The organism is Lysinibacillus sp. FSL L8-0126, from assembly GCF_038630385.1.
Taxonomy (GTDB): domain Bacteria; phylum Bacillota; class Bacilli; order Bacillales_A; family Planococcaceae; genus Lysinibacillus; species Lysinibacillus fusiformis_D.
Map to the genome: position 1 here is coordinate 3404297 of NZ_CP152028.1, position 20045 is coordinate 3424341.

A 20045-nucleotide genomic window follows, 5' to 3' on the forward strand; every position below is an offset into this window, starting at 1 on the left:
GGAGACAGGAATGGAAATACAACAAGCGACAATGCATGAACTAGAGGATTTATCGAAACTGTTTGATGAATATCGTCAATTTTATGGGATCGAGCCAGATATAAGCAGCGCCAAGGCATTTTTACAATTACGATTGGCTTTAAAAGAGTCTGTCATTTTTGTAGCATTGGTAGATGGCAAGATGATTGGATTTACACAATTGTATCCAACATTTTCATCCATCGCTTTACAATGTGCCTATATTTTAAATGATATTTATGTAACAGAAGATGCTAGAGGCCTAGGGGTGGGCAAGGCATTGATGGAAAAGGTTTTTCGATATTGTGAGCAGCAAGGTGCTCGCTATGTCACACTGCAAACGGCGGCTGATAATGTAAATGCACGTAAACTCTATGAAAAGCTTCATATGAAGCAAGATGAATATTGTAATTATGTGAAATATTTTATGTAGGTGGAACTTGCCAGCATCTCGTCTTCGGATGAAGATGCTTTTTTTTATCAAAACATCCCCTAGATAGCAAATAGTATCTAGGGGATGTTGCTTGATGTTACTTATTTAATTTCAAGTGTATATGGTTGTGTGCTTGCTTTGCCATAATACTCACTGACTTCAATATAGTATTTACCAGCTTGTAGTTCAACTGTACCAACTTCAGTATCGCCAGCTCCGTAAAGATCGAAGGTTTTAACGGTTTTTCCGTTCGCATCAATCACTCGGATCACACCATCTAATGCTTTTTCCGTTTGAAGTGAAAAAACGACATCGCGTTTTTGGACATTATTAAACTCAAAATAGTCCTTATCACCGAAAGGAATACCTGCATTTAAATATTGAGTTGCAACCCATTTATCATCTTTTTTTGTCAGGGCAGATGGTTTTGTTGGTACACCATTCACTAATTCAGAATCTGCATCTTCATCTGCTTGCTGATGGTTGAACATCGTTAAAGTATACGGTTGTACAGACACTTGACCAAGACCCATGCTGTTGACAAGGATAAAATAACCGCGGTCTTTTTTGGCTTTGAAGGATGTATTTACATCTGTTGTTCCACCCATTCCAAGTAATAATTCAAGAATATTATCGCTTAGTCCAAATGGAATTTCTGTTTCCATTTCTTTCGGATCAATTTTCTTATTGCCGTTCGTATCTTCTATAATAGAGCCAGCAAATTTTAACTCTTTTTGAAGCTCTTTTGGTAGTTGAGCTAATTGTTCATTTGTAAATGGGGTAGAAGAAAGAAGCAGACTCATCACTTCATCATTGCCTTCTTGCTTATAGTAGTAATAATCTACATCATCTTGATAAATAAGATGGTCTTTATAAGTCGTACCTGGCTGAACTTTCAGCGCTTTTGCTTCCTCATGATTGTCTGGATTGTAATCTGCTGGAATATCACCGATTTTTTTTGTTTTCAACGTATAAGGTTCAGCAGATCGTTCTCCAGCATTGACAACAGCGACCACATAGGTTTTATCCTTTTTCAATGGGATGACCTTTGCATCATTTTCATTTCCAGTCGAACCAAGCAGTAGTGCTAGTAATCCAAGGTCATTTGTTAAGGAAGAAACAGGGATTAATTCCTTTGCTTCCTCATCATATTCAAATACGGTACCAGCAGGCTTTTGGTTCATCCCTTTGATAAAGCTGAAACTATAAAGGGCATCTTCCTTCGTTTTAAATAAGAAATAATCCTCATCATAGTCTGTTTGGAAATAAGCTTTCTTATTTTCACCAATTTCAAAGCGTATAGCCTGTTTTATAATCGGCTCAACATTTTCTAGATTCCCTGACGCCGTTGGATTCATTAGCATACCCATTAGGCTGTCAATTTCATTGCGTTTTTTAGTTTTACTTGGTGTAATCGGTAATTGTCCCTCTGGCATTCCTTCTTCTAACATGGCTTCATTTAGCGGTAGCCCATCTTCGTCTGGTGGAAGGGTAACCACTTCACCTTTTAATGTGTAAGGAATCATCGATTCACTAACCGTTTCTTCTTTTTCAATACCACCACTAAAGAACATTTCCATAGAAAACTCACTATTACTGTCATTAGAGACACTTAAAACATATTCCTGATCCGGTACAGCATCGATAATCATGCTAACTGCTTCACCTTTCGCTGTACCATTTGCTGTTTGCATAGGATAGGCTTGTTCTTCCTCGCTGTCATCAATTTTAGCTTGCTCAGCTTCTTCTGGTGGTATCGGCTGAAAGTCATCCTTAAGATAAAGCTCCATAGAGGCTGTGACACCTGGAATACCCGACAGGTCGAATTGTAATGTCGTTGGTTCTTTTACAGAGAATGTGAAATAATCTTGATCTCGTTGTTGATCTTTTGACAGAAGGGTATAGTTTTTGCCTGCCGTACTATAAGGGAACTTATTTATCGGCGCCATAGTAGATTTATCTAATGTATCAATTGGCAAGCTCTTCGTCGTTTGTGCTGTAAACGTGTAAGTAGATTTGCCTTTTAAGCTATAGCTACCATTATGATCTTTGACAGCAATTAAAAGCGTCCCTTTTTGATCTGCTTTAAATAAATAACCTTCTTTTTTTCCTACGCGAACATCATTGACATGAATCGGCTCTACTTCACCCTTATGATTATTTGGGTAGAAATATAAATCAAAGGCATAATCATATTTGTTTGCACCTTTTAATGTTAGCTGAGCATATTCATTTGCGTCTAAATCGACTTTATACCATTTCTTTTCATCTTGCTGCTCGAAAGCGCCGTGTTCGATATTTAACGTATTTTTAGCAAGAACTTTAGCGTTTTGTATGCGTTCTTCTTTCGACTCTGAATAGTGTTTAGGTAGTTTATTTAAATCGAATTGCAATGCTTTGACTGGATCGATTAGTCCATGACCGTAGGTAAGATCATAGCCTTTCGCTCCTAAATCTTGTGCCGTCATTTCCAAAATTGCCTCTATTTCATGCGGCTTTAAATGTGGATATTTTGATTTAAGAAGAGAGGCGACGCCTGCTACTACAGGTGATGCCATGGATGTACCACTGAATTTGACGAAGGATGATCCTTTTTTGTCATCATGAACGGTACTATAAATTTCTTCACCTGGTGCAACAACATCAACGGACGGTCCGTAATTTGAATAGCTTGATAGTTTGTTGCGCTCATTCGTTGAACCTACACTAATAACACCCTCATAAGAAGCAGGGAAGGAGTATTCATCTGTTGATTCATTGCCCGCGGCTGCCACAATTGTAATACCACTGTCAACGGCTTTCTGAACGGCTTCTTTCATCAGTGGAGATTCCCCGTAGCCTCCTAGACTCATATTAATGACGTCAACACCCTGTTCAATAGCATACAAAATGCCTTGTGCAATAATGAAATCATTTGCACCTTCTTTGCCATTAAATACGTCAATGGGTAGTAGCTTCGCTTTCGGATTCACACCGTGTCCGCCTATGCCATTATCTTTAGCTGCGGCGATAATACCAGCTACATGTGTTCCGTGATCACCTGGATAAGTAGTATTCGCTGGTGCTGCTGCATTATAGGGTGGGAGTACTTGAGATTTTAGATCGGGGTGTTTAAAATCTACACCAGAATCAATGACAGCGACTGTCACATCATGCTCACCCGCTAATTCTAGTGCCTTATCCATTTGCAGTAGGTTTAAATGATACATCTCTTGTTTCTTTGGATCGACTTCTGTTTGAAAAGAGCGATACACATAGCTAGGAGATACACTTGTAATGCCATCTTGCTTTAGATAGTAAGCAACTGCTTTTTCTATTGATACGCCTTTATTCAGTTGTACCACATCATAGCCTAATGAAGGAATGGAGCGGATGACTTTGGAGCCAATGTTTTTATGTACATTTTTATCAAGTCCTGAATGCTTGATAACAATTTTATCCTTACTCATCCATTTTTCTTCATTCTGCTCTGTTTGTTTCATACTACTTGCCAGTACATTCTTGGCTTTATGCTGAGGTACTTCAGCAAAGGCAGAAGCAGCTGGAACCATTAGTGTAGCGGATGCTACAATAGCGACTGATTTTTTAAACAAACTTTTCAATTGTTATCTCTCCTTGGTGTTATAAATTAAGTCTCGACTCTATTAATACGGATAAAGATTAGAAAAGTTTCGTAAAGGAGGAAAATTTTTCACTATTTTTTCCTTCGAATTGTCTAAAGTTTTTTGTTTTACAACTAATTTAGTAGAAAGCCTCTATTCAGCTGATGGACTTCCAAGTATTGCACGCTTCGTTCTTTTACGTTTATCCAATATGTTTTTGGCATGCCAAACCATCAAAGACATCGCAACGAATTTGACGTATCGCTAACATAAATCGAATCTTTTGATTTCGTAGTAGTTTACTAATTTTTGAATATGAAAGAAAATAAAAAATGATAAAGCCATCGAGAGAGAATTTCTCGATGACTTTTGTCTACAATTGTTCTATTAATTGTTGTAATTCACACTTGGAGCGGGGGGGTGTAATGTTTTCCTGCAATAGCTTCTTTTTTTGTAATGTCATGAACATATCAAAAACCCATGGACGTTCGAGATGTGCACGTTGCAGCAATTCTTCTTCATAAAACAACTCGATCGGGTCTCCGTTATAAATGATATTCCCTGCCTCCATGACAATGATTTGATCCGCCCATTCATAAGCAAGGGGAATGTCATGGGTAGCAAGTAAAATGGTTCTTTCGCCGTCTTCTAATTTACCTAGGTACTGTAGAACTTGGGTAGCATAATAATTGTCAAGGCCTGCTGTTGGCTCATCTAATAAGAGGACAGAGGGCTCCATCGCTAAAACACCTGCCATCGCCACACGCTTTTTCTGACCTACGCTTAGAAAGTGAATAGGTTTTTCGAGTAAATCGCCTATTTCCGTTTGCGCAACAGCCCATGCTATTTTTTCTTCGATTTTTTCGGTAGACCAGCCAAGATTTAGTGGTCCAAATGCGATATCTTGCTTGACAGTACCTGAAAAAAGTTGATGATCCGCATCTTGAAAAACAATGCCAACTTGCTGGCGAAGTGCCTTTAAAGCTTTTCGACTATATTGAAGCTCGTTGCCATCAAAAACAATCGTCCCAGCTGACGGTTGTAAAATACCATTAAGATGCTGAAACAATGTTGATTTTCCAGCGCCATTATGACCAAGGATGGCAATTTTTTTTCCTTTTGGAATGTGTAAAGTAATGTCTGACAATGCCTTCGTACCATCTGCATAGGCATAGGACAAGCGGTTTAGTTCAAAATAGAATGCTGTCATGAGAAGTACCCTCCATATACAATGAGGAATAGGAATAGTGTCGCTATGCCTAGCCAATTTTTCTTGCTATAGGAGCCCATCTCTTGCCAGTAGACGGCTTCGCCACCCCGTGACTGCATGGCATTATTAAGCTCACGACTACGCTGAAACATTTCAGCAAATAGCGCCACAATAAGCATGGATACGGAGCGTAGCCATTGCATTGGAGAATGGTAGCCAAGACGCGCTTGCTGGGCAAGATGTATTCTGTACATGCTTTCTAAAAATATAAAAATAAAACGATAGGTTAGTTCAATAAGCTCAACCAATAAAGAGGGCAGTCGCCATTGTCGGAGCACATAGCAAATCCCTTGTACGGATGTGGTCAAAATTAAAAAGTATAAACAACTACTACTGCCAAGGACAATAAAGAACAATTGTTGGGCGGACAGGGCACTTGCTTTTCCGATGAAAATTGTCCAATTCATCCACGTAAAAGACCACAGATGGGCAGGTAATACATGAGTTGCTGGTGTGATTGACAGCAAGATGGATACAAGACTTGTTAGTAAGAAAAATCCAGGTAGCAATAATAACTTAACATAGTAGGTAAGCGGAATTTTTGCACCTAAAATGATAAAAGCACTCATTACAAAAAATGTAATGAGTGAAAGTCGTTCATCTCTCATGATGAGCGTTACGAGAAGTAGACCAATTGAAAGTATCATTTTTTCTAGCGGATGAACGGACGCTAGCTTATTAAGATACGCATACTTATCAATGAGTAACATAACGGGTTAACCTTCTTTATGCTTGCCGCGCATATAGCCGATGAAGTAGCCAATAAAACCAGCTCCAATAGCTGCCTGTAGCACGAATAATAAGCTTTCAATTTCACCACTTGGTGGCTCCCATAAGCTTTCAAACCACGGTTCATATTCTGCATTGATTTCGCCAATGGCTGCTTCTGCCTCTCCATCAGCACCACCAAATTCTGCACCTTTTTGTATAAACAATGGGATGATAGCTAACAGCACAACAATCGCTAATAGTAATAAATTTCGTTTCATCTACTAATGTGCCTCCTTTGTTGAGAAAACACGCAACATTTTTAATTCGCTGACATTGTACTTTTTCAAGAAATTCATCACAATGACCGTTAAAATTCCTTCACTCACCGCTAACGGAATTTGAGTTAAGGCAAAAATACCTGCGAACTTTGTAAACGATGCCATAAAGCCGCCAACCTCTGAAGGGAAGGCTAATGCTAACTGTACAGAAGTCACAACATATGTACCTAAGTCACCAAGCATCGCAGCAAAAAAAACAGCTAGTGAAAATGACAACCCTATTTTTTGAGCCCCTTTAAAGACAAAGTAAGCAATAAATGGGCCTACAATCGCCATAGAGAAGGCGTTCGCTCCTAAAGTGGTAATCCCACCATGTGCTAATAATAAAGATTGGAATAATAAAACAATCGTTCCGATGACACTCATAGCGAGAGGTCCGAATAAAACCGTTCCAAGTCCAACACCAGTTGGGTGGGAGCAACTACCTGTAACCGAAGGGATTTTTAACGCCGACAGCACAAAAGCAAAGGCTCCTGAAAGACCTAAAAGCATTTTGGTTTCAGGGTTTTCTTCAATTGTTTTGCGAATGGAGCGCAATCCTAGAATAATAAATGGGATAGAGATGACCCACCAAAAAATAGCCCATTCGATTGGTAAAAAACCTTCCATGATATGCATAGCAAAGGCACGTTTTGGCACGAGTAAAAAGGCCAATAAAAAATAACTAAGTTTCCACCATGAAAATTTCAAAAGCTTTCCTCCTTACTAATAGATTTTTAGAATGTAGCGTGCGTAAATAAAAAAGCACTTCTCCGTTGTTGGAAAAGTGCATAGCTAAAAAAGCAAATAACATTCTCATCTGCTAAGCCGCACACCTATCCTCGTAGGCTGAAACGATCACATATTTTTCGGCAGGTCTCCTGGCTCTAGTTCAACACTTTATAGGTCTTCCCATCCGTTGGACAGTGACATGTTCTATAAAGCTCCCTAATACAGTGGCGGGACCGCGCCGGACTCAAACCGGCTTCCCTTTTAAGCAAAATGATAAGTATTTTACACCGAAAAAACATTAAGTTGTGAGATTTCACGACAAAGTGTAACATGATTTTCCATAAATATGCTATACTTTTTTTAAAAATATTTTCAATTGAAGGTCAATAGAGAAGATTCTGATAACTACTGAATTGTCATAAATAGGGAGATATTATAATTTTTATACCCGGTCTACACACAAAATTGATAAAATTGTCATAAATTTTTATAGAAATATTGAAATTTTAAAATAATGAGATATGATAGAGACAGTTTTCTATTCTATTAAGAAGATAATAAATTTCATATAAAACGTCGATAAGTGCTCGAATAACTCGAGATAATAGGGAAATTGGTGAAAATCCAATACAGCCCCCGCTACTGTAATAGCTGATGAAATCGCAAAGCCACTGGTGCAAACTTGGGAAGGTGCGATAGTAAAATGAAGCTTAAGTCAGGAAACCTGCTTATTTGATTGTGCATGCAAACTTTTCGGAGGGAGAAGTTGAAGCAAGAGCGAGTACCTGTATTTTATTTTATTCGTTTTTATTTGGCTTCTACAAAACCTTTACTCTTCGTAATTAGAGTAAAGGTTTTTCTTTTTCCAGAAAGCAAATGAGGGGAGACAGAAGATGACAACATGGAATTTAGAGGGGATGAAAACACATCTCTTTATTTGTAATGGTAGTAGCTGCATGAACAAAGGTGGGGAGGAAATTACCCTAGCTATTCGAGAAGAAATACAACAGCAAGCACTTGATCAAGAGATACATACAACAAGAACGCGCTGTAATGGACGATGCAAGGATGCTTGTGTGGTCATCGCCTATCCGCAAGGGAATTGGTATCGTGTACCATCAACAGAGCATGCTAGAACACTTGTACAAGATTTACATCATGAATCCTTATACAACGAACATGTCTTTACACTTCGTGAAGGTACATTACAGCGTACAGCACAAACGACAGCCATTAAAGGGATCGAAAAGGTGAAAGAGGGGTAACAACATGGCGCAAAAAGGAAAAATTTTCGTAGTGGGCTTTGGACCTGGAGACTTTAAGCATATTACGACACGGGCGGTAGAGGCATTACAACAAAGTGATATGATCATAGGCTACAAAACCTACGTGGAGTTGATTCAAGATTTAGTCAGTGCGAAGTCGATTGTCAGTACTGGAATGACCGAAGAGGTGTCCCGTGCGCAGGAAGCGGTGCGCCAAGCAGAGGCTGGAAGCATTGTCTCAGTCATTTCAAGTGGTGATGCGGGTGTCTATGGTATGGCGGGATTAGTGTATGAGGTATTGATTGAGCTAGGCTGGACAGAAGCAACGGGGATTGAGGTAGAAATTGTCCCTGGTATTTCTGCCATCAATTCATGTGCTAGCTTACTTGGTGCCCCGATTATGCATGATGCCTGTACGATTAGTTTAAGTGACCATCTAACACCATGGAATTTAATTGCCAAGCGCGTCGAGGCAGCCGCTATGGCGGATTTTGTAATCGCTTTATACAACCCAAAAAGCGGTCGCCGAACAAGACAAATTGTCGAAGCACAGCGCATTCTCTTAGAATATCGTTCGCCTGACACACCAGTAGGACTTGTGAAAAGTGCTTACCGCGATCGTCAAGAAGTGACGATGACAACATTAGCCGAAATGCTGGAGCATGACATTGGAATGCTGACGACAGTCATTATTGGTAATTCGTCGACATTTTTCTATGACAATAAAATGATTACACCACGTGGCTATCAACGTAAATATACATTGGGTGAAGAAAAACAACCCTTACGTCCACATCAACGTTTACGTGAAGAAAATGAACCTTGGGCAATGAACCAAGAGACAGGGACTGCACGACAAGACTTTACAGCAGATCCTAATGCAGGGCGTTTTAATAAACCCAGTGTAGCCGCTACGCCAAAGCCAAAAAAAACAGCACTTGAAATGGCTACAGCGGCACTCGCAATGGTGAAAGGAACAAGTGCAGTCAAAGTAACGCCGAAACTTGTACAGCAAAAAATAGAATCCATTTTTGAATTAGCTGTAAGCCCAGGAGTGGTGAATAAGTTTTTCACACCTCAGCAAATGATGACGTTAGCAGAGGTCGTTGGGGAAGAGGGGACGATGGAATATACACCAGACCATCAAATCCATTTGAAAATCCCAACGACTGCCCCTGAACGTATCACGGAGAAATTACAGGAAGTAGGCTTTTTATTAGCGCCGATTGGTGATGTGCTATCCTTGAAGGCTTGTGATTTTTGCTATGGTGAAAAGGCCGATTCGATTCCCTATGCAGAAGAAATACAACAAAAATTAGGTGGAATGTCTTTGCCGAAAACATTAAATATCGGCTTTAACGGCTGTGGTATGGCCTGTTACCGGGCTGTATTTGATGATATTGGTATTGTCTATCGCAAAAGTAAATTTGATGTCTTTATTGGGGCGAAGCCAGTTGGTCGTACGGCCCATGCAGCACAGCCTGTTGTAGAAGGGTTGGAGCCTGAACAACTGATTCCACTAATTACAGATATTATTGAAGAATATAAAGCAAATGCTCACCCAAATGAACGTTTATTTAAATATTTTAAACGTGTGAAAAAGATATTGCATTTTACGTATCAAGATATGTCTTCCAAAATAAAAGTAGAGCCAGCTCCGTGCGGCGACTAGTGAGGAGAAAAGAGATGAAAGCTATTTTATTTGTCGGCCATGGGAGCCGTTTAGCAGCAGGAAATGATGAGGTACGTACATTTATTGAACAAATGACACCGCGTATTGATGCACAATTTTTAGTGGAAACATGTTTCCTAGAATTTGCTTCACCGAACATCGAAGAAGGCATTACGAATTGTGTGAAGAAAGGGGCTACAGAGGTTCATGTAATTCCGATTATTTTACTTCATGCAGGCCATTCAAAGCTGCATATTCCAGCAGAGATCGAGCATGCGCGTGAGCATTATCCGAACATTACATTTACCTATGGTCAAACCATTGGCATTCATGATGAAATATTTGCGATTTTACAAGATCGTCTAGCGGAAATTGGTTTTCATTCAGAACAAGAGCAACAAGATACAGCCATTTTATTGATTGCACGAGGTGGCAGTGATCCATCTGCAAATGGTGATTTTTATAAAATTACACGACTTTTATGGGAAAAATTACCTGTTAAATATGTGGAAAGTGCATTTATGGGCGTAACAGATCCACGTGTTGAAGAAGGTATTGAACGCTGTGTTAAATTAGGTGCGAAAAAAATCATCATGCTCCCATACTTTTTATTCACAGGTATTTTAATGGAACGTATGAATGATATGTGTGTGAAGTTTAATGAACAATATCCAGATTGTACTGTTCAAATTGCCAATTATTTTGGCTACCATGAACGTTTACAAAATGTTTTATTAGAGCGTATTGAACAAACGATAAATGGTACATCTACAGGCATGCAAGATTTAGAAAATTATCGTGCCTATGCGGCAGTTCATGGACATGCCCATCATCACCATCATCATGATCACGGACACGACCACCATCATGACCATGACCACCACCATGAAGAGGAGCCAGTAAAATGATTTTCATGTTAGCAGGGACGAGTGATGCAAGGGATCTAGCCCTTGCCCTGCAAAGCGCAGGACATGCGGTAACAGCTACCGTCGTGACTGATTCGGCAGCCTCTAGTCTTGCTGACGTTGGCCTACCACATTTAATAGGTCGACTGACAGCTGAGGAAATGGCAGCCATCATAACAGAGCAAGGCTATCAAATGGTGGTTGATGCCTCTCATCCATTTGCTGAGGAAGCTTCTAAAAATGCAATGGCAGCGGCCGAACAGGCACAAGTTCCTTATATTCGCTATGAGCGTGCCCATGAACACTATGCGCATCCTCTCATTACGATAGTGAAGGATTATGAGGAGGCTGCCCAATTAGCGGCAAAAAAGCGAGGTGTCATCATGCTGACAACAGGCAGCAAAACACTTGCTACTTTTACAAAGGTTTTACAAGGCTTAGAAAATACGAGAGTAATTGCTCGCATGCTTCCACGACTGGACAATATGGAAAAATGTGAGGCACTTGGTGTGGCACAACGAGATATTGTAGCTATTCAAGGTCCGTTTTCAAAGGAATTAAATGAAGCATTGTTTCGTCAATATGGAGTAACTTTGATGATCACCAAAGAAAGCGGTAAAGTTGGCTCAGTTGATGAGAAGCTTGAGGCAGCTCTTGCCTGTCATATTGAAACGATTCTTATTGCAAGACCAACCATTCAATATGGCCAACAATATTCAACATTTGAAGAAATATTACAGGCTGTACAACATACACTTTAGGAGGCATTATCCATGGATTTTAAAACAGATTTCAAACCATTAACGGTAGACCCAGATAAAATTTACGATTATAGTTTCTCGATTATTGCAGAGGAAATGGGCGATCATGATTTTTCAGAGGACGAGTGGAAGATTGTGCGCCGTATTATCCATGCTTCGGCGGATTTTGAGCTAGGTCGCAGTGTCATCATTACACCTGGTGCAATTGAAGCAGGGATTGAGTCCATCCTTGCCGGACGACATGTCATTGCAGATGTTCAAATGATTGAAAGTGGCTCTGGTAAAAAACGCTTCCAAAAGCATGGTGGCGATTTACATTGTTATATAGCGGATGAAGATGTCGCAGTAGAAGCGAAAAAACAAAATACAACTCGTGCCATCATTTCCATGCAAAAGGCTACAAAATTACATGAAGGTGGGATTTATGCAATTGGTAATGCGCCAACTGCCTTACTAGAATTGATTCGTTTAATTAAAGAAGGCTTAGCAAAACCAGATTTAATTATCGGTATGCCTGTCGGTTTCGTGTCAGCAGCCGAGTCAAAAGAAGAATTGCTGAAACTCGAAGGGATTCCGTACATTACCAATGTTGGTCGTAAAGGCGGTAGTACAGTGACGGTTGCCGCGTTAAATGCCATTTCACTATTAGCGGATGAACAGGCGAAAAAATAATGGAGCGGAAGCCAAAAAAGGATCCCAAGGACATGCGTCACGGTTATACAACGGGAGCCTGTGCAACTGCGGTAACAAAGGCTGCATTGCTCGCTCTGATTACAAAGGAAGAGCAGGAGACGAGTACCATTCATTTACCGATTGGTCGGGATGCAACCTTTACAATTGAAAAATGCATATTTGAAGAAAATGCTGTCAGCTGTGAAACGATTAAGGATGCTGGTGATGATCCTGATGCGACCCATCAGGCGCTTATTGTTGGCACAGTGAGCTGGGCTGATACACCTGGAATTCATTTAGATGGAGGGATTGGGGTCGGGCGTGTTACAAAGCCTGGCTTACCAGTGCCTGTTGGCGAGGCAGCCATTAATCCTGTACCACGTAAAATGATTCATAGCACGGTTCAAGGGGTATTAGACGAATTTCACATTACACGAGGCGTGAACGTAGTGATTTCCGTACCTAAAGGAGAAGAAATCGCTAAAAAAACGTTAAATGGACGACTTGGTATACTTGGAGGCATCTCAATTTTAGGCACAAGGGGAACCGTCGTGCCTTTTTCGAGTTCTGCGTATATGGCAAGTATTGTACAAGCCATTAGTGTAGCTAAAGAAGCTGGTTGTGAGCATTTAGTGGTAACGACAGGCGGTCGCAGCGAAAAATTTGCGATGAAACAATACCCCGATTTACCAGAAGAGTCTTTTATTGAAATGGGCGACTTTGTCGGCTTTACTTTAAAACATTGTAAGCGACTCGGTATCAAACAAGTTTCTCTTGTCGGTATGATGGGGAAATTTTCTAAGGTGGCACAAGGTGTCATGATGGTTCATTCCAAAAGTGCACCAATCGATTTTAACTTTTTAGCACAACTTGCAGAGGATACAGGAGCAGATGGAGAAACAATAGCGCAAGTACGTGAGGCAAATACAGCGTCACAAGTAGGTGAAATCATGATGGAGAAGGGCTATGATGCATTCTTTCATCATTTATGTGAGGCGTGCTGTTATTCCTCTATCCATCATATAAAAGGTGGTTTAACACTTTCCACATCGATTTATTCGATGCAGGGACAATTATTAGGAAGGGCTGATGACATTGCATCGATCGATGAAATTGATTGGGATCGGGGATAACGGATTAGCAAGCTTATTTCCCCAATACCTCGAGTGGATTGAAGACTGTGAGGTACTTGTTGGTGGTGAGCGAGTACTGGATTTTTTCCCGAACTTTACAGGTGAAAAAATCAGCATTAAAGGGGGACTTTCAGCACTTGTTGAAAGATTATCTAAGGAAACAAGAAATACGGTAATCCTTGCCACTGGCGACCCATTATTTTATGGCATTGGGGGCTATCTAGCTAAAAAGCTAGATATTGAGGTTTATCCATATATGAGTTCTGTTCAGCTGGCCTTTGCGAAGATGGGAGAAAGCTGGCAGGATGCCTATGTCACAAGTATTCATGGACGACCAATGAAAGGCTTGGCACAGCGTATCGATGGGAAGAAGAAAGTAGCGCTTTTAACGGATGCTGATAATAGCCCCAATGCGCTCGCTCGTTATTTAAAGCATTTTGGTATGACAGAATACCGAGCGTTTGTTGCAGAAAATTTACAGGGCGAAAACGAAAAATGTGGCTGGTATTCGTTAGATGAAATGGAAAGCGCTCATTATTCGCCATTAAATGTCGTGATTTTACAACAAATAATGGAACCGAAACGTTACACGCTTGGGATTGATGATGAAGAGTTTTCACAACGCAAGCCAGATAAAGGACTGATCACGAAAAAGGAAATACGTGTTTTAAGCTTACAGGCCATGCAGCTTCAACAGAATAGCATTATTTGGGATATTGGTACTTGTACGGGTTCTATGGCGATTGAGGCAGGAAAACTTGCGTCAGAGGGTCAAGTATTTGCTGTAGAGAAAAATGCACCTGATTTAGACAACTGTCTTCAAAATCAGCAAAAGTTCCGTGTTGATATCACAGCGATTCATAGTAAAGCACCAGAGGGATTAGACAGCTTCCCAGATCCTAATGCCATTTTCATTGGTGGTACGGGTGGCGAAATGGTGGAGTTACTACAGTTATGTTGTAGTCGTTTGAAGCCAAACGGTCGTATTGTCTTAAATGCAGCGACCATTGAAAATTTATATAAAGCGGTGGAAGCGTTTAAGGCTTGTGGCTTTGCGGTTGATATTTTACAGGCACAGCTTGCGCGCAGCAAACCTATTTTAGATATGACACGCTTTGTACCATTAAATCCAATTTATATTATTTCGGCTTATCGAAAGGAAGAAAATAATGAGTAATCTAGGTGTACTATACGGCTTGGGCGTTGGTCCTGGCGATCCAGAATTAATTACAGTCAAGGCGTTTCGTGTGATTCAGGAATCACCTGTTATTGCCTATCCAAAAAAGCTAAGAGGTAGTAAAAGCTATGCCCATCGCATTGTCGATGTTTATATTAATCCAGACGAAAAAGATATGCTTGGCCTTGTATTCCCTATGACCAAAGATGAGGCTGTCCTTGAACGTGAATGGACAAAATCAGTAGAACTTGTCTACGAAAAACTACAAGCTGGTAAGGATGTAGCCTTTGTAACAGAGGGAGATCCGTTACTATATAGTACGTTTATTCATATGATGAAGTTGATGCAGGACATGCATCCAGATGTAGAAATCCGTACGGTGCCAGGGATTTCTTCGTTCAATGGCTCCGCGTCTCGATTAGGGATTGCTTTAGCTGATGGCGATGACCGAGTGGCCATTATTCCTGCCCATGATGATTATGAAGCAATGCGTGAAGCCATTGAAAGTCATGATGCCGTTGTCTTTATTAAAGTGGCAAAGGTGATCGATTTAATGCTTGAGGTGCTACGTGATCTAGATTTATTAGATAAAGCATCTGTCGTGACGAAGGTCACTTCTGATGAAGAAGTTATTTGGGATGTTCGTGAATTGGATGGTGTGGAATTAGAATATCTAACATTAATGGTGGTGCGTAAATAATGAAGAAAATCTATATAGTTGGCGCTGGTCCAGGTGATCCAGACTTAATTACAGTTAAAGGTTTACATATGCTGCAAACAGCAGACGTTGTCATGTACACAGATTCATTAGTGAGTGAAGAGCTTATTGCGAAAGCCAAACCTGATGCAGAGGTCATTCGAACTGCTGGCATGCATTTAGAGGAAATGGTGGCCGTTATGGTGGAGCGTGTTAATGCTGGGAAAACAGTAGCTCGTATGCATACAGGTGATCCAGCGATGTATGGTGCCATCATGGAGCAAGTGGCTCTATTGAAAAAGGAAGGCATTGGGTATGAAGTGATTCCAGGGGTTAGCTCTGTTTTTGCATCAGCAGCGGCAATTGGTGCAGAGCTCACAATTCCTGATTTAACACAAACCCTCATTTTAACACGTGCAGAAGGACGTACACCTGTCCCAGAATTTGAAAAGCTGCGTGACTTGGCGAGCCATCATTGTACAATTGCTTTATTCCTTAGTGCAACACTTACAAAAAAAATTGTTAAAGAATTACAAAGTGCTGGTTGGGCTGATGATACGCCAGTAGCAGTTATTCAACGTGCTTCATGGCCAGATCAAAAGATCGTGCGTACGACTTTAATCGAATTAGATGAAGCAATGCGTGTAAATGGTATTCGTAAGCATGCAATGATTCTAGCTGGTTGGGCATTAGACCCGAACATTCATGATAAGGATCAATATCGTTCGAAGTTATATGATGCAACCTTTACACATGGCTTTAGAAAAGGTGTGAAGACAAGTGATTGAGTTACAGGAAGGTGTATTACCAGAGGTTGATCAACGCAATCCTTATGCGGTTGTCGCCATTACGAAGCATGGTGTTCAAATTGGACGTCGCCTGCAACAAACCTTTGCAGCGAGTGATTTATATTATATGAGTAAATTTGAGCAAGGCGATGAAGCAGAAAAGCATATTCAATTATTTACAGGTACCGTGCGCTTGTTATTGCCAACGCTATTTAAACAATATAAAGGGTTGATTTTAATCATTTCGCTCGGTGCGGTCGTACGCATGATTGCGCCCATTTTAAAGGATAAAAAGACAGACCCTGGCGTTGTCGTAATTGATGATCGAGGCGACAATGTCATTAGCGTATTATCAGGGCATCTTGGCGGTGCCAATGAGCTAACGCATGAGGTGGCAGCGGCACTTGGTGCAAATCCAATTATTACAACAGCTTCTGATGTGCAAAAGACGATTCCTGTTGACTTATTTGGCGCCCGTTTTGGGTGGGTATGGGATAGTGCCGACAAATTGACACCAGTGAGTGCTTCCGTTGTAAATGAGGAGCGTGTGGCCATTGTGCAGGAAACGGGTGAGCGCGATTGGTGGATGCGTGATACTGCCATGCCAGAGCAAATCAAAATCTATCCATCCACACAGGCAGCCATCGAGGCTAAACCTCATGCCACGCTATTAATAACGGATCGAATCATAGAACAAGAGGAAGAGATTCTTCTAGAAAACGGTGTTATTTATCGACCAAAATCTATTGTGCTCGGTATGGGCTGTAATCGTGGGACATCTGTGGAAGAAATTGAACAAGTGATTGATGAAACCTTGGCAGAGCTAAAGCTTTCGAAAAAAAGTGTGAAGGCATTATGCACGATTGATTTAAAAAAAGATGAACAATGTTTTTTAGATATTACCAAGAAATATGATTGGGAGTTCGTCACTTATACCCCGGCGGAATTAAATCAAATCGAATTTCCTTCCCCTTCTGAAACAGTCTTTAAATATACAGGTGCCTATGGTGTGAGTGAACCAGCGGCTATGCGTTATGCACAGGTCAAGTCACTCCTATTAGAAAAGAAGAAATCGGGTAATGCTACGATCTCAGTTGCGAGATACCTATTTTAAGGAGGAAGTCCATGCAAACAAATCGTTTTGTACTAGCTGGTACGGGTAGTGGGGTAGGCAAAACTACTTTCACCATTGGACTGATGAAAGCACTACAAAATAAAGGAAAAGTAGTGCAGGGCTTTAAATGTGGCCCTGATTATATCGATCCAACGTATCATACGGCTGTAACAGGTAGAGTATCACGCAATATTGATAGCTGGATGTTCTCCCATGAAGCAGTACGTGATATTGTGGCACGCGCAAGTATGGATGCGGATGTGTCCATTATTGAAGGTGTGATGGGCTTCTATGATGGCAAAAGTCCTTTATCAGATGCTGGCTCTGCCGCAGATATTAGTGTAGTGACAGAGAGCCCTGTTATTTTAATTGTTAATTGTGCAAGTATGGCGCGTAGTGTAGCAGCTGTTGTAAGAGGCTTTCAAGTTTTGTCAGATAAACCGAGGATCGTTGGCGTTATTGCGAACCAAGTGGGCAGTGTCGGTCATTATGAAATCGCCAAGGCGGCTATTGAACAAGAATGTGGCATTCCTGTCATCGGCTATTTAAAACGTGAACAAGGCATCGATATTCCGAGTCGTCATTTAGGGTTAGTACCCGCCATTGAAAGGGGAGAACTAGATTCATTTTTTGATAAACTAGGTGACCTTATGGCAGAAACGATTGACTTGGATCAATTACTTGACTTAACAAAAGCCCCTATCCTACATGAATCAGGTCATTTATTTGCTGAGGAGCCTTCACAAAATATTTGTATAGCGGTTGCAAGGGATGCAGCATTTAATTTTTATTATGAAGAAAACTTAGCTTTGCTACGTGCGAAAGGCGCGACATTACAATTTTTCTCTCCACTTGCCAATGAGCCTGTACCATCAGAAGCAGATGGCCTCTATATTGGTGGTGGCTTTCCTGAAGAATTCGCAGAGACATTGGCTTCACATACAGTCGTGAAAGACTCTATTCAAGACGCTATTGCCAAAGGACTGCCAACATTAGCGGAATGTGGTGGCTTTATGTATTTAACAGAGGCTATTACAAATAGTCAGGGTGAACGCTATGAAATGGTAGGTGTGATTCCAGGGGAAGTGGCCATGCAGACAAAGCTTGCAGCACTAGGCTATCGTGAAATTTTTGGCACAGCAGATAATTTCTTAATTGGTGTGGAGCAAGAAGCGAAGGGCCATGAATTCCATTATTCTAAATATAGTGGTACCCACAACACACCAGCCTACGAGACGATTGGTCGTTTTGGCAAAAAGCAAGAAGGCTATAAAAAAGGGAATTTGGTGGCTGGTTATACACATTTCCATTTTGTATCAAACCCAAAGCTAGTTGACAATTGGTTAACAGCTTGTAAGAAGGTGAAAAATGATGACTAATTATTTTCCTATTCATATCAATCTAGAATATAAAACCGTAGTGATTGTAGGTGGCGGACACGTGGCAACGCAGAAGGTAGCCTCTCTATTACCCGCAAAGGCCCATATTGTCATAGTCAGTCCAACCCTACATGATACATTACAGCCACTTGCCGATTCGGGGCAAATTACTTGGAAGCAGAAGGAATTTGAACCACGTGATTTGGATGATGCGATTCTCATTATTGCTGCAACGAATGTGACGGCTGTAAACGAAGCTGTTCAAGAGGCGGCACAGCATTGGCAATTAATCAATCGAACGGATAGACAAAGTGAAAGTGATTTCATTACACCTGCTACTGTTCGTCGTGGCCCATTGGTGTTAACTGTTTCGACATCGGGAGCAAGCCCAAGTCTAGCGCGCAAGATCAAAGCAGATTTAGAAGATCAATTCGATGATGCTTATGATGACTATGTATGCTTTTTACAGCAAGCACGATTAATGATTGCTGCTAAGTATGATAAAGGTCCGCAAAGACGGGCGGCATTACAAGCATTGCTAGAGCCAAGCATTCTGGAATGGACACGTCATGGAGAGATTGATAGACGTGAAGCCTATTTACAACAACTTTTGATGGGAGCGAAGCAATGAAGGAAGGAATAGTATATATCGTTGGTGCAGGTCCTGGGGATCCGAAGCTCATCACTGTGTATGGTCTGGAATGTATTCAAAAAGCTGATGTGATTGCCTATGACCGTCTTGTGAATCCCACATTGCTCGACTTTGCAAAAAAGGATGCAGAGCTCGTTTATTGCGGTAAACTTCCAGGTAAGCACCACCTTATTCAAGATGAAATTAATGCCTTACTTGTTGAAAAAGCACAAGAAGGTAAAGTTGTGACACGTCTGAAGGGTGGCGATCCATTTGTATTTGGACGTGGTGCTGAGGAAGCAGAAATATTAAAAAATCATGGCATAACCTATGAAATCGTTCCTGGTATTACAGCCGGCATTGCTGCAGCTGCTTATGCAGGGATTCCAGTGACACATAGAGACTTCGCGACAAGCTTTGCCCTAGTGACGGGGCATGGTCGTGAAGAAAAAGGACAGGATTTTTTGAATTGGCCAGCATTGGCTACAGGTATTGATACCGTCGCATTTTACATGAGTGTTGGAAATATTGCCTACATTGCTCGCAAATTAATTGAAAACGGACGTCAGGCCACAACGCCAGTAGCGGTCATTGAGTGGGGAACAACTGCTCAACAACGCACGATTACAGGACAGCTAGATGAGATAGCGGCCATTATTGAACGTGAAGGGTATCATAATCCTTCGATGATTGTCGTGGGAGAGGTAGTCAATGTACGTGAGAAAATTCAATGGTTTGAAGAGCAGGGATTAACATTTTCATAATCAT

General features: G+C 41.0%; 19 protein-coding genes and 2 riboswitches. Of the genes, 14 read left to right on the forward strand and 5 right to left on the reverse strand.

Features of this window, described 5'->3' with window-relative positions; translation table 11 throughout:
• Positions 1–10 precede the first annotated feature (10 nt).
• Positions 11–451 carry a GNAT family N-acetyltransferase gene (locus MHI34_RS16535; protein ID WP_036119982.1) on the forward strand — a complete coding sequence of 147 codons (441 nt, stop codon included), beginning with the start codon at positions 11–13 and terminating at the stop codon, positions 449–451.
• A gap of 101 nt (positions 452–552) precedes the next feature.
• On the opposite strand, the gene MHI34_RS16540 is transcribed toward MHI34_RS16535, so the two are convergent.
• The 5 genes from MHI34_RS16540 to MHI34_RS16560 all read right to left on the reverse strand — a co-directional run bounded on the left by MHI34_RS16540 (position 553) and on the right by MHI34_RS16560 (position 7062).
• Positions 553–4053, reverse strand: coding sequence for a S8 family peptidase (locus MHI34_RS16540; RefSeq protein ID WP_342503675.1), 3501 nt, complete (start codon positions 4051–4053; stop codon positions 553–555).
• Positions 4054–4426: 373 nt separating this feature from the next.
• Positions 4427–5263, reverse strand: a complete 837-nt coding sequence (locus tag MHI34_RS16545) for an ATP-binding cassette domain-containing protein (RefSeq protein ID WP_340809188.1) — start codon at positions 5261–5263, stop codon at positions 4427–4429.
• On the reverse strand, positions 5260–6033 hold the full coding sequence (gene cbiQ / locus MHI34_RS16550) for a cobalt ECF transporter T component CbiQ (protein WP_342503676.1): 774 nt from the start codon (positions 6031–6033) through the stop codon (positions 5260–5262). The genes MHI34_RS16545 and cbiQ overlap by 4 nt, the downstream gene beginning before the upstream one ends.
• 6 nt (positions 6034–6039) lie before the next feature.
• Positions 6040–6312, reverse strand: coding sequence for an energy-coupling factor ABC transporter substrate-binding protein (locus MHI34_RS16555; protein WP_058844510.1), 273 nt, complete (start codon positions 6310–6312; stop codon positions 6040–6042).
• 3 nt (positions 6313–6315) lie between these two features.
• Positions 6316–7062: an energy-coupling factor ABC transporter permease gene (locus tag MHI34_RS16560; protein ID WP_036120014.1), complete on the reverse strand. Its 747-nt coding sequence runs from the start codon at positions 7060–7062 to the stop codon at positions 6316–6318.
• A 142-nt stretch (positions 7063–7204) separates the two neighbouring features.
• A riboswitch (cobalamin riboswitch) is annotated at positions 7205–7390 on the reverse strand.
• 257 nt (positions 7391–7647) lie between these two features.
• Positions 7648–7830, forward strand: a riboswitch (cobalamin riboswitch).
• Positions 7831–7976: 146 nt separating this feature from the next.
• Here MHI34_RS16560 and MHI34_RS16565 point away from each other — a divergent pair.
• The 13 genes from MHI34_RS16565 to cobA are packed head-to-tail and all read left to right on the forward strand — an operon-like array spanning position 7977 to position 20041.
• Positions 7977–8348 (forward strand): (2Fe-2S) ferredoxin domain-containing protein, encoded by a 372-nt coding sequence (locus tag MHI34_RS16565; protein WP_036120017.1) that lies wholly within the window; start codon positions 7977–7979, stop codon positions 8346–8348.
• A 4-nt stretch (positions 8349–8352) separates the two neighbouring features.
• Entirely contained in the window at positions 8353–10020 is a 1668-nt protein-coding gene (cobJ, locus tag MHI34_RS16570) for a precorrin-3B C(17)-methyltransferase (protein ID WP_058844512.1), read from the forward strand.
• 14 nt (positions 10021–10034) lie between these two features.
• The gene (locus MHI34_RS16575; RefSeq protein ID WP_089934734.1) at positions 10035–10928 is read left to right on the forward strand and encodes a sirohydrochlorin chelatase; all 894 of its coding nucleotides are present in this window, start codon (positions 10035–10037) and stop codon (positions 10926–10928) included.
• Positions 10925–11686 carry a precorrin-6A reductase gene (gene cobK / locus MHI34_RS16580; protein ID WP_089934737.1) on the forward strand — a complete coding sequence of 254 codons (762 nt, stop codon included), beginning with the start codon at positions 10925–10927 and terminating at the stop codon, positions 11684–11686. Before MHI34_RS16575 ends, cobK begins: the two co-directional genes overlap by 4 nt.
• A gap of 12 nt (positions 11687–11698) precedes the next feature.
• Positions 11699–12358, forward strand: coding sequence for a precorrin-8X methylmutase (locus MHI34_RS16585; protein ID WP_058844515.1), 660 nt, complete (start codon positions 11699–11701; stop codon positions 12356–12358).
• On the forward strand, positions 12358–13491 hold the full coding sequence (locus MHI34_RS16590; protein WP_036120040.1) for a cobalt-precorrin-5B (C(1))-methyltransferase: 1134 nt from the start codon (positions 12358–12360) through the stop codon (positions 13489–13491). The genes MHI34_RS16585 and MHI34_RS16590 overlap by 1 nt, the downstream gene beginning before the upstream one ends.
• A complete protein-coding gene (gene cbiE, locus MHI34_RS16595; RefSeq protein ID WP_089934739.1) occupies positions 13448–14668 on the forward strand; it encodes a precorrin-6y C5,15-methyltransferase (decarboxylating) subunit CbiE in 1221 nt (406 codons plus the stop codon). The genes MHI34_RS16590 and cbiE overlap by 44 nt, the downstream gene beginning before the upstream one ends.
• Positions 14661–15368 (forward strand): precorrin-2 C(20)-methyltransferase, encoded by a 708-nt coding sequence (cobI, locus tag MHI34_RS16600; protein ID WP_058844517.1) that lies wholly within the window; start codon positions 14661–14663, stop codon positions 15366–15368. Before cbiE ends, cobI begins: the two co-directional genes overlap by 8 nt.
• Positions 15368–16153 carry a precorrin-4 C(11)-methyltransferase gene (gene cobM, locus MHI34_RS16605; protein WP_036120052.1) on the forward strand — a complete coding sequence of 262 codons (786 nt, stop codon included), beginning with the start codon at positions 15368–15370 and terminating at the stop codon, positions 16151–16153. Before cobI ends, cobM begins: the two co-directional genes overlap by 1 nt.
• Positions 16146–17267, forward strand: a complete 1122-nt coding sequence (locus MHI34_RS16610) for a cobalamin biosynthesis protein (RefSeq protein ID WP_089934741.1) — start codon at positions 16146–16148, stop codon at positions 17265–17267. Before cobM ends, MHI34_RS16610 begins: the two co-directional genes overlap by 8 nt.
• 11 nt (positions 17268–17278) lie before the next feature.
• A complete protein-coding gene (locus MHI34_RS16615; protein WP_089934743.1) occupies positions 17279–18646 on the forward strand; it encodes a cobyrinate a,c-diamide synthase in 1368 nt (455 codons plus the stop codon).
• Positions 18639–19277, forward strand: a complete 639-nt coding sequence (locus MHI34_RS16620) for an NAD(P)-dependent oxidoreductase (RefSeq protein ID WP_058844589.1) — start codon at positions 18639–18641, stop codon at positions 19275–19277. The genes MHI34_RS16615 and MHI34_RS16620 overlap by 8 nt, the downstream gene beginning before the upstream one ends.
• Positions 19274–20041, forward strand: a complete 768-nt coding sequence (cobA, locus tag MHI34_RS16625) for a uroporphyrinogen-III C-methyltransferase (RefSeq protein ID WP_036120058.1) — start codon at positions 19274–19276, stop codon at positions 20039–20041. The genes MHI34_RS16620 and cobA overlap by 4 nt, the downstream gene beginning before the upstream one ends.
• Positions 20042–20045 lie beyond the last annotated feature (4 nt).

What these genes read in the sequence shown, in the direction of transcription:
- MHI34_RS16615 (WP_089934743.1), top strand. Translation starts at nt 17,279, where the DNA reads ATGCAAACAAATCGTTTTGTACTAGCTGGTACGGGTAGTGGGGTAGGC.
- MHI34_RS16555 (WP_058844510.1), bottom strand. Translation starts at nt 6,312, where the DNA reads ATGAAACGAAATTTATTACTATTAGCGATTGTTGTGCTGTTAGCTATC.
- MHI34_RS16535 (WP_036119982.1), top strand. Translation starts at nt 11, where the DNA reads ATGGAAATACAACAAGCGACAATGCATGAACTAGAGGATTTATCGAAA.
- MHI34_RS16585 (WP_058844515.1), top strand. Translation starts at nt 11,699, where the DNA reads ATGGATTTTAAAACAGATTTCAAACCATTAACGGTAGACCCAGATAAA.
- MHI34_RS16545 (WP_340809188.1), bottom strand. Translation starts at nt 5,263, where the DNA reads ATGACAGCATTCTATTTTGAACTAAACCGCTTGTCCTATGCCTATGCA.
- cobK (WP_089934737.1), top strand. Translation starts at nt 10,925, where the DNA reads ATGATTTTCATGTTAGCAGGGACGAGTGATGCAAGGGATCTAGCCCTT.
- cbiE (WP_089934739.1), top strand. Translation starts at nt 13,448, where the DNA reads ATGACATTGCATCGATCGATGAAATTGATTGGGATCGGGGATAACGGA.
- cobA (WP_036120058.1), top strand. Translation starts at nt 19,274, where the DNA reads ATGAAGGAAGGAATAGTATATATCGTTGGTGCAGGTCCTGGGGATCCG.
- MHI34_RS16590 (WP_036120040.1), top strand. Translation starts at nt 12,358, where the DNA reads ATGGAGCGGAAGCCAAAAAAGGATCCCAAGGACATGCGTCACGGTTAT.
- MHI34_RS16620 (WP_058844589.1), top strand. Translation starts at nt 18,639, where the DNA reads ATGACTAATTATTTTCCTATTCATATCAATCTAGAATATAAAACCGTA.
- cbiQ (WP_342503676.1), bottom strand. Translation starts at nt 6,033, where the DNA reads ATGTTACTCATTGATAAGTATGCGTATCTTAATAAGCTAGCGTCCGTT.
- MHI34_RS16565 (WP_036120017.1), top strand. Translation starts at nt 7,977, where the DNA reads ATGACAACATGGAATTTAGAGGGGATGAAAACACATCTCTTTATTTGT.
- MHI34_RS16575 (WP_089934734.1), top strand. Translation starts at nt 10,035, where the DNA reads ATGAAAGCTATTTTATTTGTCGGCCATGGGAGCCGTTTAGCAGCAGGA.
- cobJ (WP_058844512.1), top strand. Translation starts at nt 8,353, where the DNA reads ATGGCGCAAAAAGGAAAAATTTTCGTAGTGGGCTTTGGACCTGGAGAC.
- cobI (WP_058844517.1), top strand. Translation starts at nt 14,661, where the DNA reads ATGAGTAATCTAGGTGTACTATACGGCTTGGGCGTTGGTCCTGGCGAT.
- cobM (WP_036120052.1), top strand. Translation starts at nt 15,368, where the DNA reads ATGAAGAAAATCTATATAGTTGGCGCTGGTCCAGGTGATCCAGACTTA.